We start from the raw sequence: 15624 nt of genomic DNA, 5'->3' as shown, positions 1-15624 counted from the left end.
AACCTCATTCGAGCAGGGCCCCTGCTGGAGGTCGGCTCGCTCGTAGCGGATGCGGAGCCGCTTGAATTGGTGGAGCCGCCAGGCGAAGGCGCGCGCTCGACCACCCAGTCCGGAGCGCTGTGGACGATGCGCGTCACCTACGCGACGTCGGGTCGTGTCATCAGCGGTGACCGCAAATGCAACGCCAGACTGGGGCTGGTCAGGGGCACGATGTTCCAAGTTGCCATCGCTGTTCCGGCGTCGGCGTCTATCGACAGCCGAACTCGGTGTGGTGTGGTGATGACGTAAAGCTCGGCGACGAACGTATTGCCCTGCCAGGCGCCAGCCGCGACGACAGGGCGCCCGAGCGGCGAACTTTCCCGCCATTCGCCGTGGCCGACCTCGACGTTGAGGAACGGCCCGAGCCGAAGGAGCCATCCATTGTCCACGGGATCGACGATCACTGTGGTTCCGTCGGGCAGAGCCGAAGCCTCGGCGGAGGCGTCGAGTCTCGCCTTGGCGGAACGCCTCGGGGCGGCCGAACCCAGCACTGGTGCCAATGACAGCCGCCGCAATCGATCGGCGAGGATCTCATCGTCCCCGGTGCTTTCCGCGTGTTCCATGCCGGGCAGCAGGCACTCCCATATTGCGTCGAGCAGTGCTTGTGCCTGCGTATGGCCGCCGGTCACGGCGACCACGAGATCGTGCGAGGGGACGACTACGCATTGCTGGCCGAACGAGCCGTCACCGTGGTAGCCGTGACGCGACATCCAGAACTGGTAACCGTAACCGCGAAGGTAGTCGACGCTCCCCGATCCGTCCTCGAGTGGCAGGGTATCGGTGTGCCGTCTGGTCGCGAGCTCCACCCATTCGCGCGGGACGAGGCGCCGGTTGTTCCAAAGACCTCCGCGCAGGAGCAACTCGCCGAAGGCGGCGACGGCCTCGGTGGTGAGGTGCAGTCCGTGGAATCCGAAGGCGGCACCGCTTGCCACCCGGTCCCATTCGGCGTGATCGATGCCCATTGGCTTGAAGAGGCGCTCGTCGAGCAGTTCCGGGAGGCTGCGGCCCGTGACCCGTTCCAGCATCCGGGCCAGGATGAAGGTGGTCGGATTGTCGTAGGCGTGCCGTGTTCCTTCGGCCTCGGGAAACGGTACGCGCAGGAAGCCTTTCACCAGGTCGCCCGGTTCCAGTTGCCAGGCTTCGGCGAGGCTGTCCGTACGATGTCCGGCCGTCATGGACAGCAGGTGGTGAACGGTGAGGCGGCGTCCCTGATCCGAGATGTCGCCCGGAACGTGGTCGGGCAACACATCCACCACCCGATCGCCCAGCGAGAGCAGCCCGTCGGCGATCGCGAGCCCCACGGCGACCGAGGTGAACGACTTGGTTAGCGAGTAGAGAAGGTGCGGGCGCTCGGCCGAGTACGGCGCCCACCAGCCTTCGGCGACGACGTGACCGTGGCGTACGACCATGATGGAGTGACACTCGACGGATCGTGCTTCGAGCCGATCCAGCAGCGCGGCAATCGAACGGGACGACATCCCCGAGGCAGCCGGTGTCGAGCGCGGCAGCGAAATACGCTGAGAAGCCATCCGGATACCGTATGCGAAAATACTTTCGGGCCATAATGGTTAACTGAACGTTTCAAGCTTGAGCCGAGCCTGCGTTCTTGCGGCTGGCGATCCCTGAAAGGGGGGATCACGTCGGCCCGTCGCCGGTTGACCGCGCCCGCCCTGGTTCCAAGCACCATGTGATCGTCGACCGGCACGGTACCCCGCTGGCCGTTGCGCTCACCGGCGGCAACCGCCACGACGTCACCCAACTCCTGCCCCTCCTGGATGCCGTCCCGCCGATCCGGGGCCTGCGGGGGACGCCCGCGTCGCAAGCCCGGGGCTTGTACGCTGACCGGGGTTACGACTTCGACAAGTACCGCCGCCTGCTATGGAAGCGCGGCATCAAACCGATGATCGCCCGACGCGGGGTCGCCCACGGCTCCGGACTGGGCAAGGTCCGCTGGGTGGCCGAGCGCGCCTTCGCCTGGTTGCACCAGTTCAAATGCCTCCGCATTCGCTACGAGCGCCCTGCCGACCTCCACCAGGGCCTGCTCGAACTGGCCTGCAGCATCATCTGCCTTCGCCGCCTCAGAACTTCATTCTGAAACGATCAGTTAGCCGCGGTCACCCTTCGCGCTGTCCAAGCTGAGCGGCCAGGAACACCGCCGCCACCGAGGGGCGGACCGCGTACGTCGCGCCCGCGCTCCCCTCAGGAGCCTCCCACCAGTAGAACGGATAGCGCCGCCCGCTGTCGTCGTATGCCTTGGTCATCCCATAGACCACGCCGGCCACACGCTTCGCCGGATCGGCGCCGTTCGACCCGCCCAGAGCCTTGTCCACCAGTTCCGTGCAGTGGAAACCACGGCCGGGGTTACGCAGCAGGTACTCGAAGATCCGCCGGGCCTGGGGCGCGAGTTCGTCCAGGAACACCCCGGCGCGCTCCAGGTCCTCCGGTCCCCACTCCGGAGCGTCGTAGTGCCCCGCTTCGCCAGAGTGCTCAGCCCAGCGCGGAGTCTTCCCGAACCGGGAGAAACGGTGGTCCGTTATGACGGAGATTGCGGTACGCCGAGACAAGGCCGACAGCTACGCGCAATTGCGCCCGTACAAGGTGTACGTGGACGGCGAACGCGTGGGGGACCTACGGCGGGGCGAGACCTGCCTGAGGGCGGTCTCCCCGGGCATGCACACCGTTCAGGTCAAGATCTCATGGTGCTCAAGCCCACCTCTTTCGGTAGGGGTATCCGAGGGAGAACGACAAGAACTGGTGTGCAGGGCGGTCCCAGGAGTGGAATCGGATCCCATGGCGGTGTTCATCCGTCGACACGACCTCCTCACCCTGCGCAAGGCGTGAGGTCGTTCTGTCCGGGGGCTGGGTCCTTGCTGTGCCCGGTGCCATGAGCTCCGGGCCCGCGCCGTACTCATGTGCCGCCTGTGCGCCGAACTAGGCTGTCTCGCACGAAGTGGATGGGTAGGGGGCGTTCTCCATGTCGTGCGCCCGGAGCTACAGTCCGCCCGACCGCGCATGGGAAGGGGTATCCGCTGCGGGCGAGTTTGAGGCGCACTCCCGAGCAGGGGTGATCGTCTCTGAAGCTGGTTGGTCTTGTCCTTACAGGACGCGTTCTGGACGCAGGTTGGACACAAGGATCGGAAAAGACTGACAAGGGCCGGGAAGGACCGAGGCGCCAAACCTCGTCTGACCTGGGAAAACGGCCAAGATGAGCATGGATCGACAAGGACCGCCAAGATCCTCAAAGGACTCATAATCCGTCGGCCGTGGGTTCGAGTCCCACCCGCCCCACCTGTGCAGGGCTTTGACCTGCGGAAACGTCTCCTCGAAGGTGTTCGAACGGCTAGTTCGGCCCAACGGGCTCAATCCGCTGCTCACTTCGACGAAGTGTCGCGGCCACTCCTCCCCCTGGGAGCCACCTCCACCTCTCTGACCTGGGACTCTCTCATGGTCAAGGGCGTTTGTCATCGTGGATGGATGGCCCTCCAAGCCTTGCGGGGCTTGTTGGGGCCGTATTGAGGCCGAGGGGATCGGGCTGGGGTGAGCGGCATGTTGCCGGTCGACACGTGGAATGGAACCACTGCGCCGACGATCACAGGTCGGCTGCCTGACCTGCGTACGGCGTTCGGCAGTCCGCGGGAGAAACGTGCCGGGCGGCGCGTTCCTCGACTGTGATGTTGATCAGTGCGGCGTGATCAGCGACGCAAGGTCCGCAGGTCCCGGAAAGGCTGCTGCTCGAGCCTGCTGCGACTGCACGGCCCTTGACGCTGCGGCCGGGGCGTCCGGGTGGACAGCGGCCCGTCGGGGACGGGGGAGGTGAGATCGAGCAAGTGGCCGGCGATGGCCTGGTTGCTTCCCAGCCGGCATTCGACGGACGCCGGGCATCTGCCGACAGGCATGCGCCGAGCCGCCGCACGGTGGCTCGGTCCGGGGAACCGGTCTGGGAGCCGGAGAACCCGAGAGCGGGGGAGCGAGAGGCGGCCGGGACCCCGGACCGAGGCTCAGTCGGCGTGGGGGGACGGTTCGCGCAGTGCGACTCTGGCGGCCAGGAGGTGCTGGATCAGTCGCAGTGCCCGCTCGGTGTCCCACAGCCGAGGGGAAGCCAGGGGGCCACTTTCGGCGCACAGTTCGTCCGGGGGGAGATCGGCTGCGGTGGGCAGGGCGTGCAGGACGTCGTTCAGGAATGTGCCGAAGTGGTCGCCGAGCGGTTCGATGGCCGCCCGGCGCAGTCGCTCCAGAGCCGCCTCCACCGCGGCCAGCCGGGCGAGTACGGCTGCGTTGTCGACCAGTTCACTGGCCGGGGGAGCGAAGTCCATGTACCGCATAATCTGTTCGGCCACCGCCCCGTCGGCCGATGCGGCCTGCCACTCGTGGGCCTCCATGGCGTCAAAGGCGCGCTCCACGATCTCGGCCACTGCGCGGGCGATCGGCCGAGGGCGTAGGGCGAGAGGGCGGCCCGGCCAGTCGCCCGCGTACTCGGCGAACGAGGGGTCGCCCTCGATGTCGCTGTCCACATAGATGTAGTCGATGTCGATTCTCTCGCGTGCCTCGGAGTGCTCCCACAGCAACTCCACCGGGTGGTAGGCGTGTTCGTCCAGGAACTTCCACCATGCCTCTCGGGGAAGCGGGGCATCGAGCAGCTCAAGCTTGATCTTGCACTGGTGACACACCACGTCAACGAGTTCCGTCATGTCTTCCTTCACCCTTCCCGGCCGGGTCTCCACCCACCAGAATCGATCACTTGCACTAACGTCCGTGCGGAGTCGCATCGTCGCCACGCCGACCGGGGTGGAAGTAGTCATACGCGATGTCGTCGAGGAACTTGCCGATCAGGCCCAGCGCACGCTCCGCGTCGAAAAGAGCCGCGGGCATGAAGTCCCCCCTGTCCTTGAGGAGGGCATCCGGTGCGATGTCTCCCGCGGCTGCGAGTGCGCCGGAGAAGGCCCGCAGCGCCGCCGGGAGGTCGGCCCGGTGGTCGGGGAAGGACACGGCGACACGGTCGAAAGCGGCTCTGGCCCTCCCTGTCGTCGCCGCACGTGCCAGCACCTCCGCGTCGTCCACTCGTCGTCCCGCCGGCAGGGGCCACCGGGTGAGAGGCAGCAGTTCCTCCACCGCCGCCTCCTCAGCCGGGTGAGCGGTCCATCGCCCGGACTGTCTGGCCTCTTCGAAGGGTGCGAGCGCGGCACGCACTGCCGTGCACAGCGGTCTGGGGCGCACCAGCAGGTGGCGGCCGTCCCAGTCGTCCTCGACGTACTGGAGGAGCGAGGGCGAGTCCGCCAGGTCGCTGTCGATGGTGGTGAAGCCCTGGTCGATGTGGTCCCACGGCGGGGACATCTCGCCGGCCAGTTCCACCCGGTGGTACACGTGCTCGCCCAGGAACTTCCAGACCGCCGCGGTCGCGACCGGATCGGACTCGCCAGGCCCGGAGTCCGTGAAGATCCTCCGCTGCACGGCGGACTGCTGGAACCAGCCCAGGTCCAGTACCAGGGAACAGTCCCAGCAGATGAGGCTCGCGCAGTCCGACATGGTTCTTTCGTTGTCTCGTGAAACGGCCCGGCAGGAAGTGTCACCCAAGGCTGACAGAGAGGGGTGGGGGCGATGCTTTGGCGAGTGCGGTCGGCGACAGGCTTGATGGCAGGCCGTGCGGCAGTGCGGGCGTTACTGCCTGAGGTCTATCGTGCGGACCGGTTGGCCTGTGGTGCGGGCGATGGTTTCGAAGTCGCGGTCGTAGTGGAGCAAGGTGAGTCCGGCCTCTTCTGCGGCGGCGGCCACCAGGAGGTCGACCGGGCCCGCGCTGCGGTGTTCTCCCTTGGCGGTCAGTTGTTCCTGGATGACGCGGGAGCGGCGGTAGACGCCGTCGGGCATGGGGCACCAGGTGTAGTGGGCGTCGAGTGCCGACTTCAAGCGGGCGCGGTCCGTGGCCGAACGGGCCGAGTAGAGGACTTCCAGTTCGGTGAGGTCGCAGATCGCGACGAGACCGGCGGCGATCTTGTCGTCCCATGCGGTCGTGTTGTGCCGGAGCAGAACGCGAGCGAGGGCGGAGGTGTCGATGAGGTAGTCGGCGACGCTCACTCGTCCGCTCCGGTGCCCCGGACGTTCCCCGCACTCGTGGGGCGGTAGGCGCGCTTGTCCAGGAGCAGGTCCACGTCCAGGGCGCCTTCGGCGACGAGATCGCGGGCTTCTTCGAGGGATCGCAGACGCCGGTAGCGGGCCGTGACCTCTCGCAGCGCGGTGTTGATGGTGTCGCGCTTCGTGGTCGTGCCGAGTTCCCTGGCAGCTGCTTCCAGCGCCTCGTCGTCGAGATCGATGACAGTACGGCTCACAACGGGACCTCCTCGCCCATGTATCAATTGAAGTGTATCAAGGTACAAGATCCTTTGTATATTCCGTCTCGACGGAACCAGGGCCTGCCCGGACGGCGGGGAGTGAGACCGGGCGGGCCCTGGCGGCCAAGGGGTGGCCTCAGATCGTGAGCCAGGCCGCCTGGTCCGGAGCCAGTCGGGCGTTCTCGATGGGTCCGAAGGTGAGCAGGGTCGAGGTGTGTTCGGGGAGCTGGTACGGGTCGGTCGAGAGGTTGACCACGCAGACGAAGCCGGGTTCGCGGCGGAAGGCGAGCACTCCGGCGGAGGTGTCCGGCCAGGTGAGCTGGTTCTGATTCCGGATGGAGGCGTCTTCGCGATGAGCGGTGCCGGGCCTGTCGGCCTGCTGCAGGTGGAGATCGTGTATGAGCGGCCCTCGCCGAACAAGGTGGTCTGCCACGCCCGTTGCGTCAGTGTGGGGCGCAGTGTCTTCCCCGGCGACGCGGTGCTTCCGGTGGACACGGCGGTGGACGCCGGGTCCGCCCCGGCCCGGGTGGTGCGCATGTACCGGCCGCCGTTCGGGGAGTTCTCCGAACTGCCCCCCGTCTGGCACGCCGTGATCGATCTCGAGGCGCCCGAGGGCACGGACCTGTCCTGGGTGCAGCCCATGGCGACCATCCGGGTGGTCCTTCCAGCGGCCGGCGTGGAGGACGGACAGGCGGGCTGAACACCGCCGTCGGCGGCGACCGACCGGAGCCGCGCCGCGCCGCGCCGCGCACTGAACCCGCCGGCGCGGCACCTGCCTCACCTATGAAATGCGGTGCAGCTGTCGTAGCTGGGTGCGGCCCGACGTCGATCTCCGGGTGGTCGGGCCGATGACCGGGGAAGGGGGACAGGCGGGCTGAGCGTCTCTGAGTGTCCGGTCATGGACACGGCTAGGTCGTCGCCAGCGCCTCCGTGGGCGTCAGGCGGGCCGCTCGTAGGGACGGGTAGACGCCGGCCAGCATGCCGATCAGGATCGCGCCGGACAAGCCGGCGGTCACCGAGGTGAGGGGGATGACCGGGGGCCAGTGCTGGTGGGCGGCGTAGGCGATCGTGGTCAGCGTGCCGAGGGCCGTGCCGGTCAGGCCGCCGAGGGCCGACAGGACGACCGACTCGGTGAGGAACTGGGCGCGTATCTGGCCCCGGTTGGCGCCCAGGGCCCGGCGCAGGCCGATCTCGCGGCGGCGTTCGAGGACCGAGATCACCATGGTGTTGGCGACTCCGATGCCGCCGACGAGGAGCGCGACGCCGGCGAGTCCGAGGAAGAGCGCGGAGAAGGTGGACGCGGTGGCCCGTTTGGCGGCCAGCGCGTCGGACGGGCGGCTGACCTGGACCACGCCGGGCAGTTGGGGATTGACGGTGGCGGGCAGTACGTCACGTACGGCCTCGATCCGGGACTCCCTGGCCTTGAGGTAGAGCACGGTCGGGTGGCCGTCGAACTTGAGGAGGGTGCGCGCCGCGTCCCAGCCGACCAGGACCGAGCGGTCGATGTCGGGGGAGAGGGGGGTCTTCTCGAGGGTCCCGGTGACCGTGAACCAGTGGCCGCCGACGTAGATCTGCGGGGCGGGCCGGCCGGCGGTGATCTTCGGGACGCCGAGACGGGAGGCGGCCACCGAGCCCAGGACCGCCGTGGGGAACCTCTCCGTGGTCGGGGTGAGGAAGCGGCCCGTGGCCACCCGCGCGTTGATCGTCGGCAGCAGGTCGAGTCTGGTGGCGAGGACGGTCAGGCCCGTGTAGTCGTCGGCGCCCTGGCGGTCGTTGCGGAAGACCTGGGTGTGGGTGTTGGCGACCGCGCTGGCCGCCGTGACCGGGCCGATCCGGCGCACCATGTCCACCGACTCGGGGGGCAGCAGCACCGGCGGGTCCTGGTTGGCGGGTACGGCCCTGAGCATGTTGGTGCCCAGCGCGGAGAGTTCCCTCATCAGGGCCTTCTGGCTGGACGCCGGGATCCCGGTGACGACGATCAGGGTGGCGATGCCGATCGAGATGCCGAGCGCGGACAGGGCCGCCCGTATCCTGCGGGTACGGATGCCCAGCAGCCCCAGGCCCAGGATGTCCAGCGGCGCCAGCCGCACCGGCCTGCTGTCGCCGACCCCGCCGGTGGCGTGCCGCCGCGTCGATGTGATGGTCATGACCAGCTTTCCATGCGGGCGTCGGCGTCGACGCGGGTGTCGGAGCGCAGGCGGCCGTCGCGGATCTCCACCCGGCGCGGCAACTGGGCCGCGATGTCCCGGTCGTGGGTGATGACCGCGATGGTGGTCCCCTCGCGGTTCAGCGTGGTCAGCAGATCCAGTACGGCCACGCCGTTCGCGGTGTCCAGGGCGCCCGTGGGCTCGTCCGCGAGCACCAGGACGGGCCGGTTGACGAGGGCGCGGGCGATGGCCACCCGCTGCCGTTCACCGCCGGACAGCTGCTGCGGCAGATGACGGGCCCGGCGGGCCAGCCCCACCCGGTCCAGCGCCTCCAGGGCCAGCGGCCGGCGCTTGCGGCGCGGCACACCGGCGTACAGCAGGCCGGTGGCGACGTTCTCGGCGGCGGTCAGTCCGTCGGTGAGGTGGAACTGCTGGAAGACGAAGCCGAGTCGGCGGCCCCGCAACGCCGACAGGCTGCGGTCGGAGAGCCGTGCCACGTCCTGGCCGTCGATCTCCACGGTGCCGCTGGTCGGCCGGTCCAGCGTGCCCATGATGTTCAGCAGCGTCGACTTGCCGGACCCGGACGGCCCCACGATGCCGAGCAGTTCGCCCTGTTCGACGGCCAGCCAGACGTCGTGCAGCGCCGTGACCCCGCCCGGGTACACCATGCTCGCGCCCTGCACCGCCAGCACCGGGGGCGCGCTCATGACGTCGTCACCACCTTCGTCCCGGCGCCGATGCCGGCACCGCTGATCTCCACCATTCCCTTGGAGAACAGCCCGGTCTTCACCGCCACCAGCCGGCCGCCGGGCAACTGGACCGCGTAGCCGCCCTCGCGGAGCGCCGTCAGGGCGCCGATGGGCACGGTGAGCACGCCCCTGCGGGTCTCCGAGGTGAACTTCACCTGTACGGGGGCGGAGTTCAGTCCGCGCACGGCCGCGGTGTCGCTCAGGCCGATGCCCACGGTCAGCCGGGGCTGTCCGGAGGAGTCGTCGCCGCTCGACGCGTCGGTCGTGCGGACGGTGGCGCCGATGGAGCTGATGGTGCCCTCGGCGGTGGAGCCGTCGGGCAGGCTCACCGTCACCGTGTCGCCCCGCCTCATCGAGCCCGCCTCGCCCGGATCCACCTGCACGGTCACCGACTTGGCGGTGGAGGTGACCGTCATCAGGGTCCCGTCGGCCGGGTCGGCGAGCTGCGCCTGGACGCCCTCGACCCGTACGGCACCGGACAGCACCACGACGTCACCGACGCCCAGCACACCGGTGGCGGGCATGCCGGCCGCGGTCTGCCACCGCTTGATCGCGGCGATGAGGCCGGCCGTCAGGACGCCGTCGCCGCGTTTGACCTGGACAGGAGTGGTGGAGGGCGCCACAGGGGCGGAGGGGGAGGCACTGGACGAGGGGCTCGGTGGGCTCGCGGTGGCCGTCGGCGTGACGTGCTGTGGAGTGACCCAGGTGCCCACCGCGGGCTGTGCGCCGATGTCGTAGCCGAGTGCCCTGAGGTTGTCGGCCACCGTCCTCACGTCCGGCCCGGTGGTCCCCCGGGCCTGAAGGGTCCGGTACAGCGGTGTGCCGCCGTAGAAGAGCGAGACCGGCACGTTGTCCACCCGGTACAGCGGCCGGCCCCGGCGCACCGTGGCCCCCGTCGACGGCAGCCAGGTCAGCAGGCCGCTCCTGCCGCCCTTCACCGTGGTGGCCCGGCCGTAGCCGAGATTTCCGTCCAGCGTCTGGGCGTTGGAGAGGTCGCTCCTGGTCACCACGGCGGTCGCGGTGTGTACGGCGCCGCCGGCGGCGTCCGGCTTCCCGCCGTCGTTCTGCCACGCGGTCGCGGTCAGCGCGCTCGCCACGAGGACCGCCACGGCCACCGTCCCGATGACCACCCGCCGTCTGCCCGGTGCCGCGCGCCGTCCGCTCGACGGGCGGGCGGCCTCCGTGTCGTCAGTGGTGGTCACCGAACGCCTTCACCTGACAGGCGACCATGATCTGGTCGTAGTCGGGGGCGTTCAGGCTCGCCCCGTCGACCAGGCCCCAACCCCGGTCCGTGACCACGCTCTTGATGTGGTGCTCGTTCATGCACTTCACCATGGCCCGTGTGTCGTCGTCGAAGTCCGGGTTCTTGGCCGGGTCCAGCTCCGGCGGATCGAGCGGCAGCTTCCCCGCGCAGGCCTTCACACCGGGGGCGTCGGGGTGCCTCTTGTACGTCTTGTCGACGCCGTGTTCCTTCAGGCAGGCGGTCCAGCCGTCCCACATGCGGTTGACGTCGTCCTGCGTGCTGTCCAGCCGGATCTGCGGGCGGCCCGCGTCGGGATCGGCGCTCGCACCGGCCGAACCGCCGCTCGCCGCCGGTGTGTTCAGCGAGGCGACCTCGTCCTTGCCGCCGTTGCCCGCGTCGTCGTGTCCGCCGCCGCCCCCGCACGCGGTGAGGAGGAGCAGGCCGGCCGCGGCGACGGAGGTCAACACCGCGGCTCGAGTGGAGGGTTTCACCATGGCGCAGACCATGGCCCGAAGTTATGACGATCCTGTCAGGACGCCGTCAGAAAGCCGTCTGACCTGATCCCGCCGTGCCTACCCTGGCCGCCATGAACGCCCGTGTCCTGGTGGCCGAGGACGACATCAAACAGGCCGAGGTGATCCGCCGCTACCTGGAGCGGGAGGGGCACACCGCCCTGCTGGTCCACGACGGGCGCGCGGCGCTCGACGAAGTCCGCCGCAGGCGGCCCGACCTGCTGGTCCTCGACGTGATGATGCCGGTCGTCGACGGTCTGGACGTGTGCCGGATCCTGCGGCGCGAGAGCGATCTGCCGGTGCTGATGCTGACCGCCCGCAGCACCGAGGAGGACCTGCTGCTCGGTCTGGACCTCGGTGCCGACGACTACCTGACCAAGCCCTACAGCCCGCGTGAACTGATGGCCCGCGTCCGCACGTTGCTGCGGCGGACCCGGACGGCCGCCGCCCCGAGCGACCCCGTGCTGCGGGTCGGCGCCCTCGCGGTGGACCCTGTCCGCCGCACCGTCGAGATCGAGAGCCGCCAAGTTGCCTGCACCCCGGGCGAGTTCGACGTCCTCGCGATGATGGCCGCCGAACCGGAACGCGTCTTCACCCGGCGCCAGCTGCTGGCCGGCACGCGCGGGGACGACCGTTACATCACCGAACGCACCATCGACGTCCACGTGTTGAACCTCCGCAAGAAGATCGAGGCAGTCCCGCGCCGGCCGGTCTACCTGCAGACGGTGTTCGGGGTCGGCTACCGCCTCAGCGACGGCAGCCGTGGACGCTGAGCGGAGCGGGGCCGGCGGCAGAGTGCCGTTGCGGCGCAGCCTGCTGGTCCGGCTGCTGGCCGCGTCGGTCACCATCGCCGTGTGTTCGGTCGCGGCCACCGCCTGGCTCGCCGCGCGCACCACCACCAGCGCCATCCAGCAGGAGCAGGGGCAGGTCCTCGCCGACGACGCCCAGATCTACGACACGCTCATCGGCTACGCCGCCGGCCACACCGGCTGGAGCGGGGTCACGCCCGTCCTCAAACGGCTGACCGAACGCACCGGCCGCCGTATCACCCTGACCACCCAGGACCGCCTGCCCATCGCCGCGTCCGGCACCATGACCGCCCTCCCCACCAAGGCCTCGGCGCTGATCGACCCCCTGCGGGCCGACCCCGCGCTGCTGCCCGGCGTCAAGGCCGACGGCATCGACCCGCGGGCGGTCGGCCCGTACCGGCTGCCGAAAGCCGAGCGGAGGGAACTGCTGAGCCGGGTGGGGAAGTTGCAGTCCTGTCTGCGCGGCGCGGGATACCCCGCCGGAGTGACCGAGGAGCCGAGCGGCAGACCCGCCCTCGTCCTCGGCGGCGACAGCGGGACCCAGCGGAAGGTCGGCGAGGTGTGCGAACTGTACCGACTCGACGATCCCACTCCCACCGAGAAACGGGCGCTCGACCAGCTCAACGCCCTGGTGGCCGGCTGCCTGAAACGCCAGAACCTGGGGCCCGTGGAGGTCGATCTCAGCTTCAGTCCCCTCGGCAGCGCCGGCGAGGCCGTCCAGCCGTGCATCGACACCGCCCGCCGTGAGCAGCTCGCCCCGTACGTCGCTCCGGCCGCGCTGCTGTTCGTCGCCACCCCCGCCGGATCGGCGGCCGCACCCGGCTTCGACCTCTCCTCGGCCAACACGGCCCGGGTCGCCGGTGTCGCCGCGCTCGTCCTCGTCCTCACCGTGGCCGTCACCGTCACCGTCGGCACCCGTCTGGTACGGCCCCTGCGCGCGCTCACCGACGCCGCCCGCCACCCGGCCCAGCAGCATCTGCGGGTACCGGTGACCACCCAGGACGAGATCGGCCGGCTGGCGGCCGCCTTCAACGACCTGGCGGAGCGCCGCGAGCGGGTGGAGGTCCAGCGCAAGGCGATGGTCAGCGATGTCGCCCATGAACTGCGCACCCCGCTCAGCACGATCCGCAGCTGGCTGGAGGCGGCCCAGGACGGACTGGCCGTCTCCGACGAGGCGTTCGTCGCCTCCCTGCTGGAGGAGGCCCTGCTGCTCCAGCACATCGTCGACGACCTCCAGCATCTCGCGCAGGCCGACGCGGGCCGCTTCCGGCTGCACCCCGAGCCCCTGCGGCTGCGGGACCTCCTCGACCACGTCGCCGCGGCCCACCGCGGCCGGGCCGAGACCGCCGGCGTCACGCTCACCACCCGCGTCGAGGACAGCCCGGCCCTGTCCGCCGATCCCGTGCGGCTGCGCCAGGCCGTCGGCAACCTGCTGTCCAACGCCATCCGGCACACCCCGCCCGGCGGCACCGTCACCCTGCGCTGCCGCCGGGCGGGCGACGAGGTCCTGATCGAGGTCGCCGACACCGGCACCGGGATCGCCGCCGACGACCTGCCCCGCGTCTTCGACCGCTTCTGGCGGGCCGACAAGTCCCGCAGCCGCCAGACCGGCGGCAGCGGCCTGGGCCTCGCCATCGTCCGCCAGCTCACCGAGGCGCACGGCGGCACTGTCTCGGTGACCAGCACCCCGGACACGGAAACGGTCTTCACCCTGCGCCTGCCGCTCGTCTCGGACTCGGGCTCGGGGGCGGAGGCGGAGGCGGGGCTGGAGGGCAGGGAGTGGCAGAAGTGACCGGAGCGTCATATTAATCTGATACTCCTGAAGCGCTTTCCGATACAGGCACTTATGTACAGGCACTTGCATACAGGCACTTGGAAAAGGTGACCCGAGATGTCGCTGAGCCCCGGCGATCCGGAGTCCGTGGGCGGCTACGCGTTGGTCGACCGGCTCGGCAGCGGCGGTATGGGGGTCGTCTACCTGGGCCGCTCCGACTCGGGGCGGCGGGTCGCCGTCAAGGTCGTGCACGCGCCGTACGCGCAGGACGAGGAGTTCCGGACGCGCTTCCGGCAGGAGATCGCCGCGGCCCGCAGGGTGAGCGGGGCGTTCACCGCCCCGGTCGTGGACGCCGATCCCGATGCCCGGCAGCCGTGGATGGCCACGCTGTACGTCCCGGGGCCCACCCTGTCGGACGTCGTGGCCAAGCGGGGCCCGCTGCGCGGAACCGAGTTGCGCGTGCTCGCCCTCGGGCTGGTCGAGGCGCTGGGCGACATCCACCGGGTGGGTGTGGTGCACCGGGACCTGAAGCCCAGCAACGTCCTGATGGCCGAGGACGGGCCCCGCGTCATCGACTTCGGCATCTCGTACGCCGTCGACAACGAGGCCCTCACCGTGACCGGCCGGCTGATCGGCACCCCGCCCTTCATGTCTCCCGAGCAGTTCGCCGCGCCGCGCGAGGTCACGGGCGCCTCGGACGTCTTCTCGCTGGGCTCGCTGCTGGTCTACGCGGCCACCGGCAACCGGCCGTTCGACGGAAGCAGCCCGTATCTGACGGGCTATCAGGTGATGTACGAGGCGCCGGACCTGTACGGAGTGGACGAGCCGCTCCGCAGCATCGCGGAACGCTGCCTGGACAAGGACCCGGCCGCCCGGCCCCGCCTCGACGAACTGCGCCGCATGCTGCGGGAGTTGCCGGGGACCGCGGTGCCGGCCGCGCCGGCGGTGGCGGACAGCTCCGACCCCGGGGAGGCTGGTCGCCGGGTTTCCGGTGAGCACCCGGGAACACCGGATCCGGGCCTCACAGGCGGAGGGCAGGCGGAGGGGGACGAGACCCGAACCGGTCGCGTACGGCGCCGACGGCGCGTCCTCGTCGGGCTCGCCGCGGCCCTGGCGGCCCTCGCGGTCGTCGGTGTGAGCGTCGCCGCGGTGCGCTCCGGGCCGCACCAGGACGGCGCCTCGTCGACGTCCACGGCGTCCTCGTCGTCCGCCTCGGCGCCCGCGTCCGCCGCGAAGGTGACGCTGCCGCCGAAGCACGTGCGGTGGGACTACCAGATCGGCGGCGCCTACACCCCGGCGGCCGGTGTGCGGGTGGTCGGGCGCGACCACGACAGCGAGCCCGCGCCGGGGGTCTACAACATCTGCAACATCAACGCCTTCCAGGCGCAGCAGGACGAGGAGCACGACTGGGACCCCGACCTGCTGCTGCACGACGCCCGGGGGAACGTCGTCTACGACAAGGACTGGGGCGAGGCGGTCCTGGACATCCGTACGGCGGCCAAGCGGCAGCGCATCGCCGCCAAGCTGAACGCCTGGATCGACGAGTGCGCCGCCGCGGGATACCAGGCGGTCGAGCCCGACAACTACGACGTCTTCACCCGCTTCCCGACGTACCTCAAGGCCGGCCAGGCCGAGGCGCTGATGCGGCTGCTGTCGGCGCACGCCCACGACAAGGGCCTCGCCGTCGCGCAGAAGAACACCGTGGAACTCGTCTCGGACCGCCGGTCCGTGGGTCTGGACTTCGCGGTGGCCGAGGAGTGCGCCGAGTGGGACGAGTGCGGACAGTACGCCGCGGCGTTCGGTGACAACGTCCTCGTGATCGAGTACACGGCGAAGGGCATGGCGCGGGCCTGCTCCCGCTGGGGCGGCACCCTGAGCGTCGTACGCCGTGACGAACTGGTCGTACCGAAGGGCGCGCACGGCTACGTCCGGCAGACCTGCTGACGCCCGCACCCCGCTCAGGGGGCCCACGGGGCGACGGTTACACGGTCAAGACGGTTACACGGTCAAGACGAATCGGTCATGGAT

At 70.0% G+C, this 15624-nt stretch carries 15 protein-coding genes and 1 pseudogene; 5 read left to right on the top strand and 11 right to left on the bottom strand.

The features are described 5' to 3' along the window. Positions 1 to 137 precede the first annotated feature (137 nt). Positions 138 to 1568 carry a serine hydrolase domain-containing protein gene (locus MKW14_RS34255; RefSeq protein ID WP_240869711.1) on the bottom strand — a complete coding sequence of 477 codons (1431 nt, stop codon included), beginning with the start codon at positions 1566 to 1568 and terminating at the stop codon, positions 138 to 140. Positions 1569 to 1669: 101 nt separating this feature from the next. On the opposite strand from MKW14_RS34255, the pseudogene MKW14_RS34250 reads away from it, so the two are divergent. Next, a pseudogene (locus MKW14_RS34250) lies at positions 1670 to 2134 on the top strand (IS5 family transposase); the annotation flags it as partial. Positions 2135 to 2153: 19 nt separating this feature from the next. Here MKW14_RS34250 and MKW14_RS34245 read toward each other — a convergent pair. The 6 genes from MKW14_RS34245 to MKW14_RS34220 all read right to left on the bottom strand — a co-directional run bounded on the left by MKW14_RS34245 (position 2154) and on the right by MKW14_RS34220 (position 6654). Continuing rightward, the gene (locus tag MKW14_RS34245; RefSeq protein ID WP_276622672.1) at positions 2154 to 2474 is read right to left on the bottom strand and encodes a DUF6416 domain-containing protein; all 321 of its coding nucleotides are present in this window, start codon (positions 2472 to 2474) and stop codon (positions 2154 to 2156) included. Between the two features lie 1563 nt (positions 2475 to 4037). Further along, positions 4038 to 4727, bottom strand: coding sequence for a hypothetical protein (locus tag MKW14_RS34240; RefSeq protein ID WP_240869707.1), 690 nt, complete (start codon positions 4725 to 4727; stop codon positions 4038 to 4040). A gap of 55 nt (positions 4728 to 4782) precedes the next feature. Then, on the bottom strand, positions 4783 to 5562 hold the full coding sequence (locus tag MKW14_RS34235; RefSeq protein WP_240869705.1) for a hypothetical protein: 780 nt from the start codon (positions 5560 to 5562) through the stop codon (positions 4783 to 4785). Positions 5563 to 5694: 132 nt separating this feature from the next. After that, on the bottom strand, positions 5695 to 6108 hold the full coding sequence (locus MKW14_RS34230; protein WP_240869704.1) for a PIN domain nuclease: 414 nt from the start codon (positions 6106 to 6108) through the stop codon (positions 5695 to 5697). Then, complete coding sequence (locus tag MKW14_RS34225) at positions 6105 to 6359, bottom strand: type II toxin-antitoxin system VapB family antitoxin (protein WP_240869703.1); 255 nt, start codon at positions 6357 to 6359, stop codon at positions 6105 to 6107. Before MKW14_RS34225 ends, MKW14_RS34230 begins: the two co-directional genes overlap by 4 nt. Before the next feature lie 139 nt (positions 6360 to 6498). Then, the gene (locus MKW14_RS34220) at positions 6499 to 6654 is read right to left on the bottom strand and encodes a hypothetical protein (RefSeq protein WP_240869702.1); all 156 of its coding nucleotides are present in this window, start codon (positions 6652 to 6654) and stop codon (positions 6499 to 6501) included. A 60-nt stretch (positions 6655 to 6714) separates the two neighbouring features. Between MKW14_RS34220 and MKW14_RS34215 the strand changes: the two genes are divergently transcribed. Continuing rightward, positions 6715 to 7062, top strand: coding sequence for a hypothetical protein (locus tag MKW14_RS34215; protein WP_240869701.1), 348 nt, complete (start codon positions 6715 to 6717; stop codon positions 7060 to 7062). A gap of 208 nt (positions 7063 to 7270) precedes the next feature. Here the strand turns inward: MKW14_RS34215 and MKW14_RS34210 are convergent, their stop codons facing one another. The 4 genes from MKW14_RS34210 to MKW14_RS34195 are packed head-to-tail and all read right to left on the bottom strand — an operon-like array spanning position 7271 to position 10995. Continuing rightward, the gene (locus tag MKW14_RS34210; protein WP_240869700.1) at positions 7271 to 8509 is read right to left on the bottom strand and encodes an ABC transporter permease; all 1239 of its coding nucleotides are present in this window, start codon (positions 8507 to 8509) and stop codon (positions 7271 to 7273) included. Continuing rightward, complete coding sequence (locus tag MKW14_RS34205) at positions 8506 to 9216, bottom strand: ABC transporter ATP-binding protein (RefSeq protein ID WP_133041173.1); 711 nt, start codon at positions 9214 to 9216, stop codon at positions 8506 to 8508. The genes MKW14_RS34210 and MKW14_RS34205 overlap by 4 nt, the downstream gene beginning before the upstream one ends. After that, positions 9213 to 10460 carry an efflux RND transporter periplasmic adaptor subunit gene (locus tag MKW14_RS34200; protein WP_240869698.1) on the bottom strand — a complete coding sequence of 416 codons (1248 nt, stop codon included), beginning with the start codon at positions 10458 to 10460 and terminating at the stop codon, positions 9213 to 9215. Before MKW14_RS34200 ends, MKW14_RS34205 begins: the two co-directional genes overlap by 4 nt. Then, a complete protein-coding gene (locus MKW14_RS34195) occupies positions 10447 to 10995 on the bottom strand; it encodes a hypothetical protein (RefSeq protein ID WP_240869696.1) in 549 nt (182 codons plus the stop codon). Before MKW14_RS34195 ends, MKW14_RS34200 begins: the two co-directional genes overlap by 14 nt. A 92-nt stretch (positions 10996 to 11087) precedes the next feature. Between MKW14_RS34195 and MKW14_RS34190 the strand changes: the two genes are divergently transcribed. The 3 genes from MKW14_RS34190 (at position 11088) to MKW14_RS34180 (ending at position 15540) form a co-directional block, all read left to right on the top strand. Further along, on the top strand, positions 11088 to 11786 hold the full coding sequence (locus MKW14_RS34190; RefSeq protein ID WP_240869694.1) for a response regulator transcription factor: 699 nt from the start codon (positions 11088 to 11090) through the stop codon (positions 11784 to 11786). Beyond that, complete coding sequence (locus MKW14_RS34185) at positions 11776 to 13614, top strand: sensor histidine kinase (protein WP_240869692.1); 1839 nt, start codon at positions 11776 to 11778, stop codon at positions 13612 to 13614. Before MKW14_RS34190 ends, MKW14_RS34185 begins: the two co-directional genes overlap by 11 nt. A gap of 99 nt (positions 13615 to 13713) precedes the next feature. Continuing rightward, positions 13714 to 15540 carry an endo alpha-1,4 polygalactosaminidase gene (locus tag MKW14_RS34180; RefSeq protein WP_240869690.1) on the top strand — a complete coding sequence of 609 codons (1827 nt, stop codon included), beginning with the start codon at positions 13714 to 13716 and terminating at the stop codon, positions 15538 to 15540. Positions 15541 to 15624 lie beyond the last annotated feature (84 nt).

It is taken from the genome of Streptomyces gilvus (assembly GCF_022513565.1).
Lineage (GTDB): Bacteria > Actinomycetota > Actinomycetes > Streptomycetales > Streptomycetaceae > Streptomyces > Streptomyces gilvus.
This window is presented reverse-complemented; position numbering and strand designations above follow the sequence as displayed.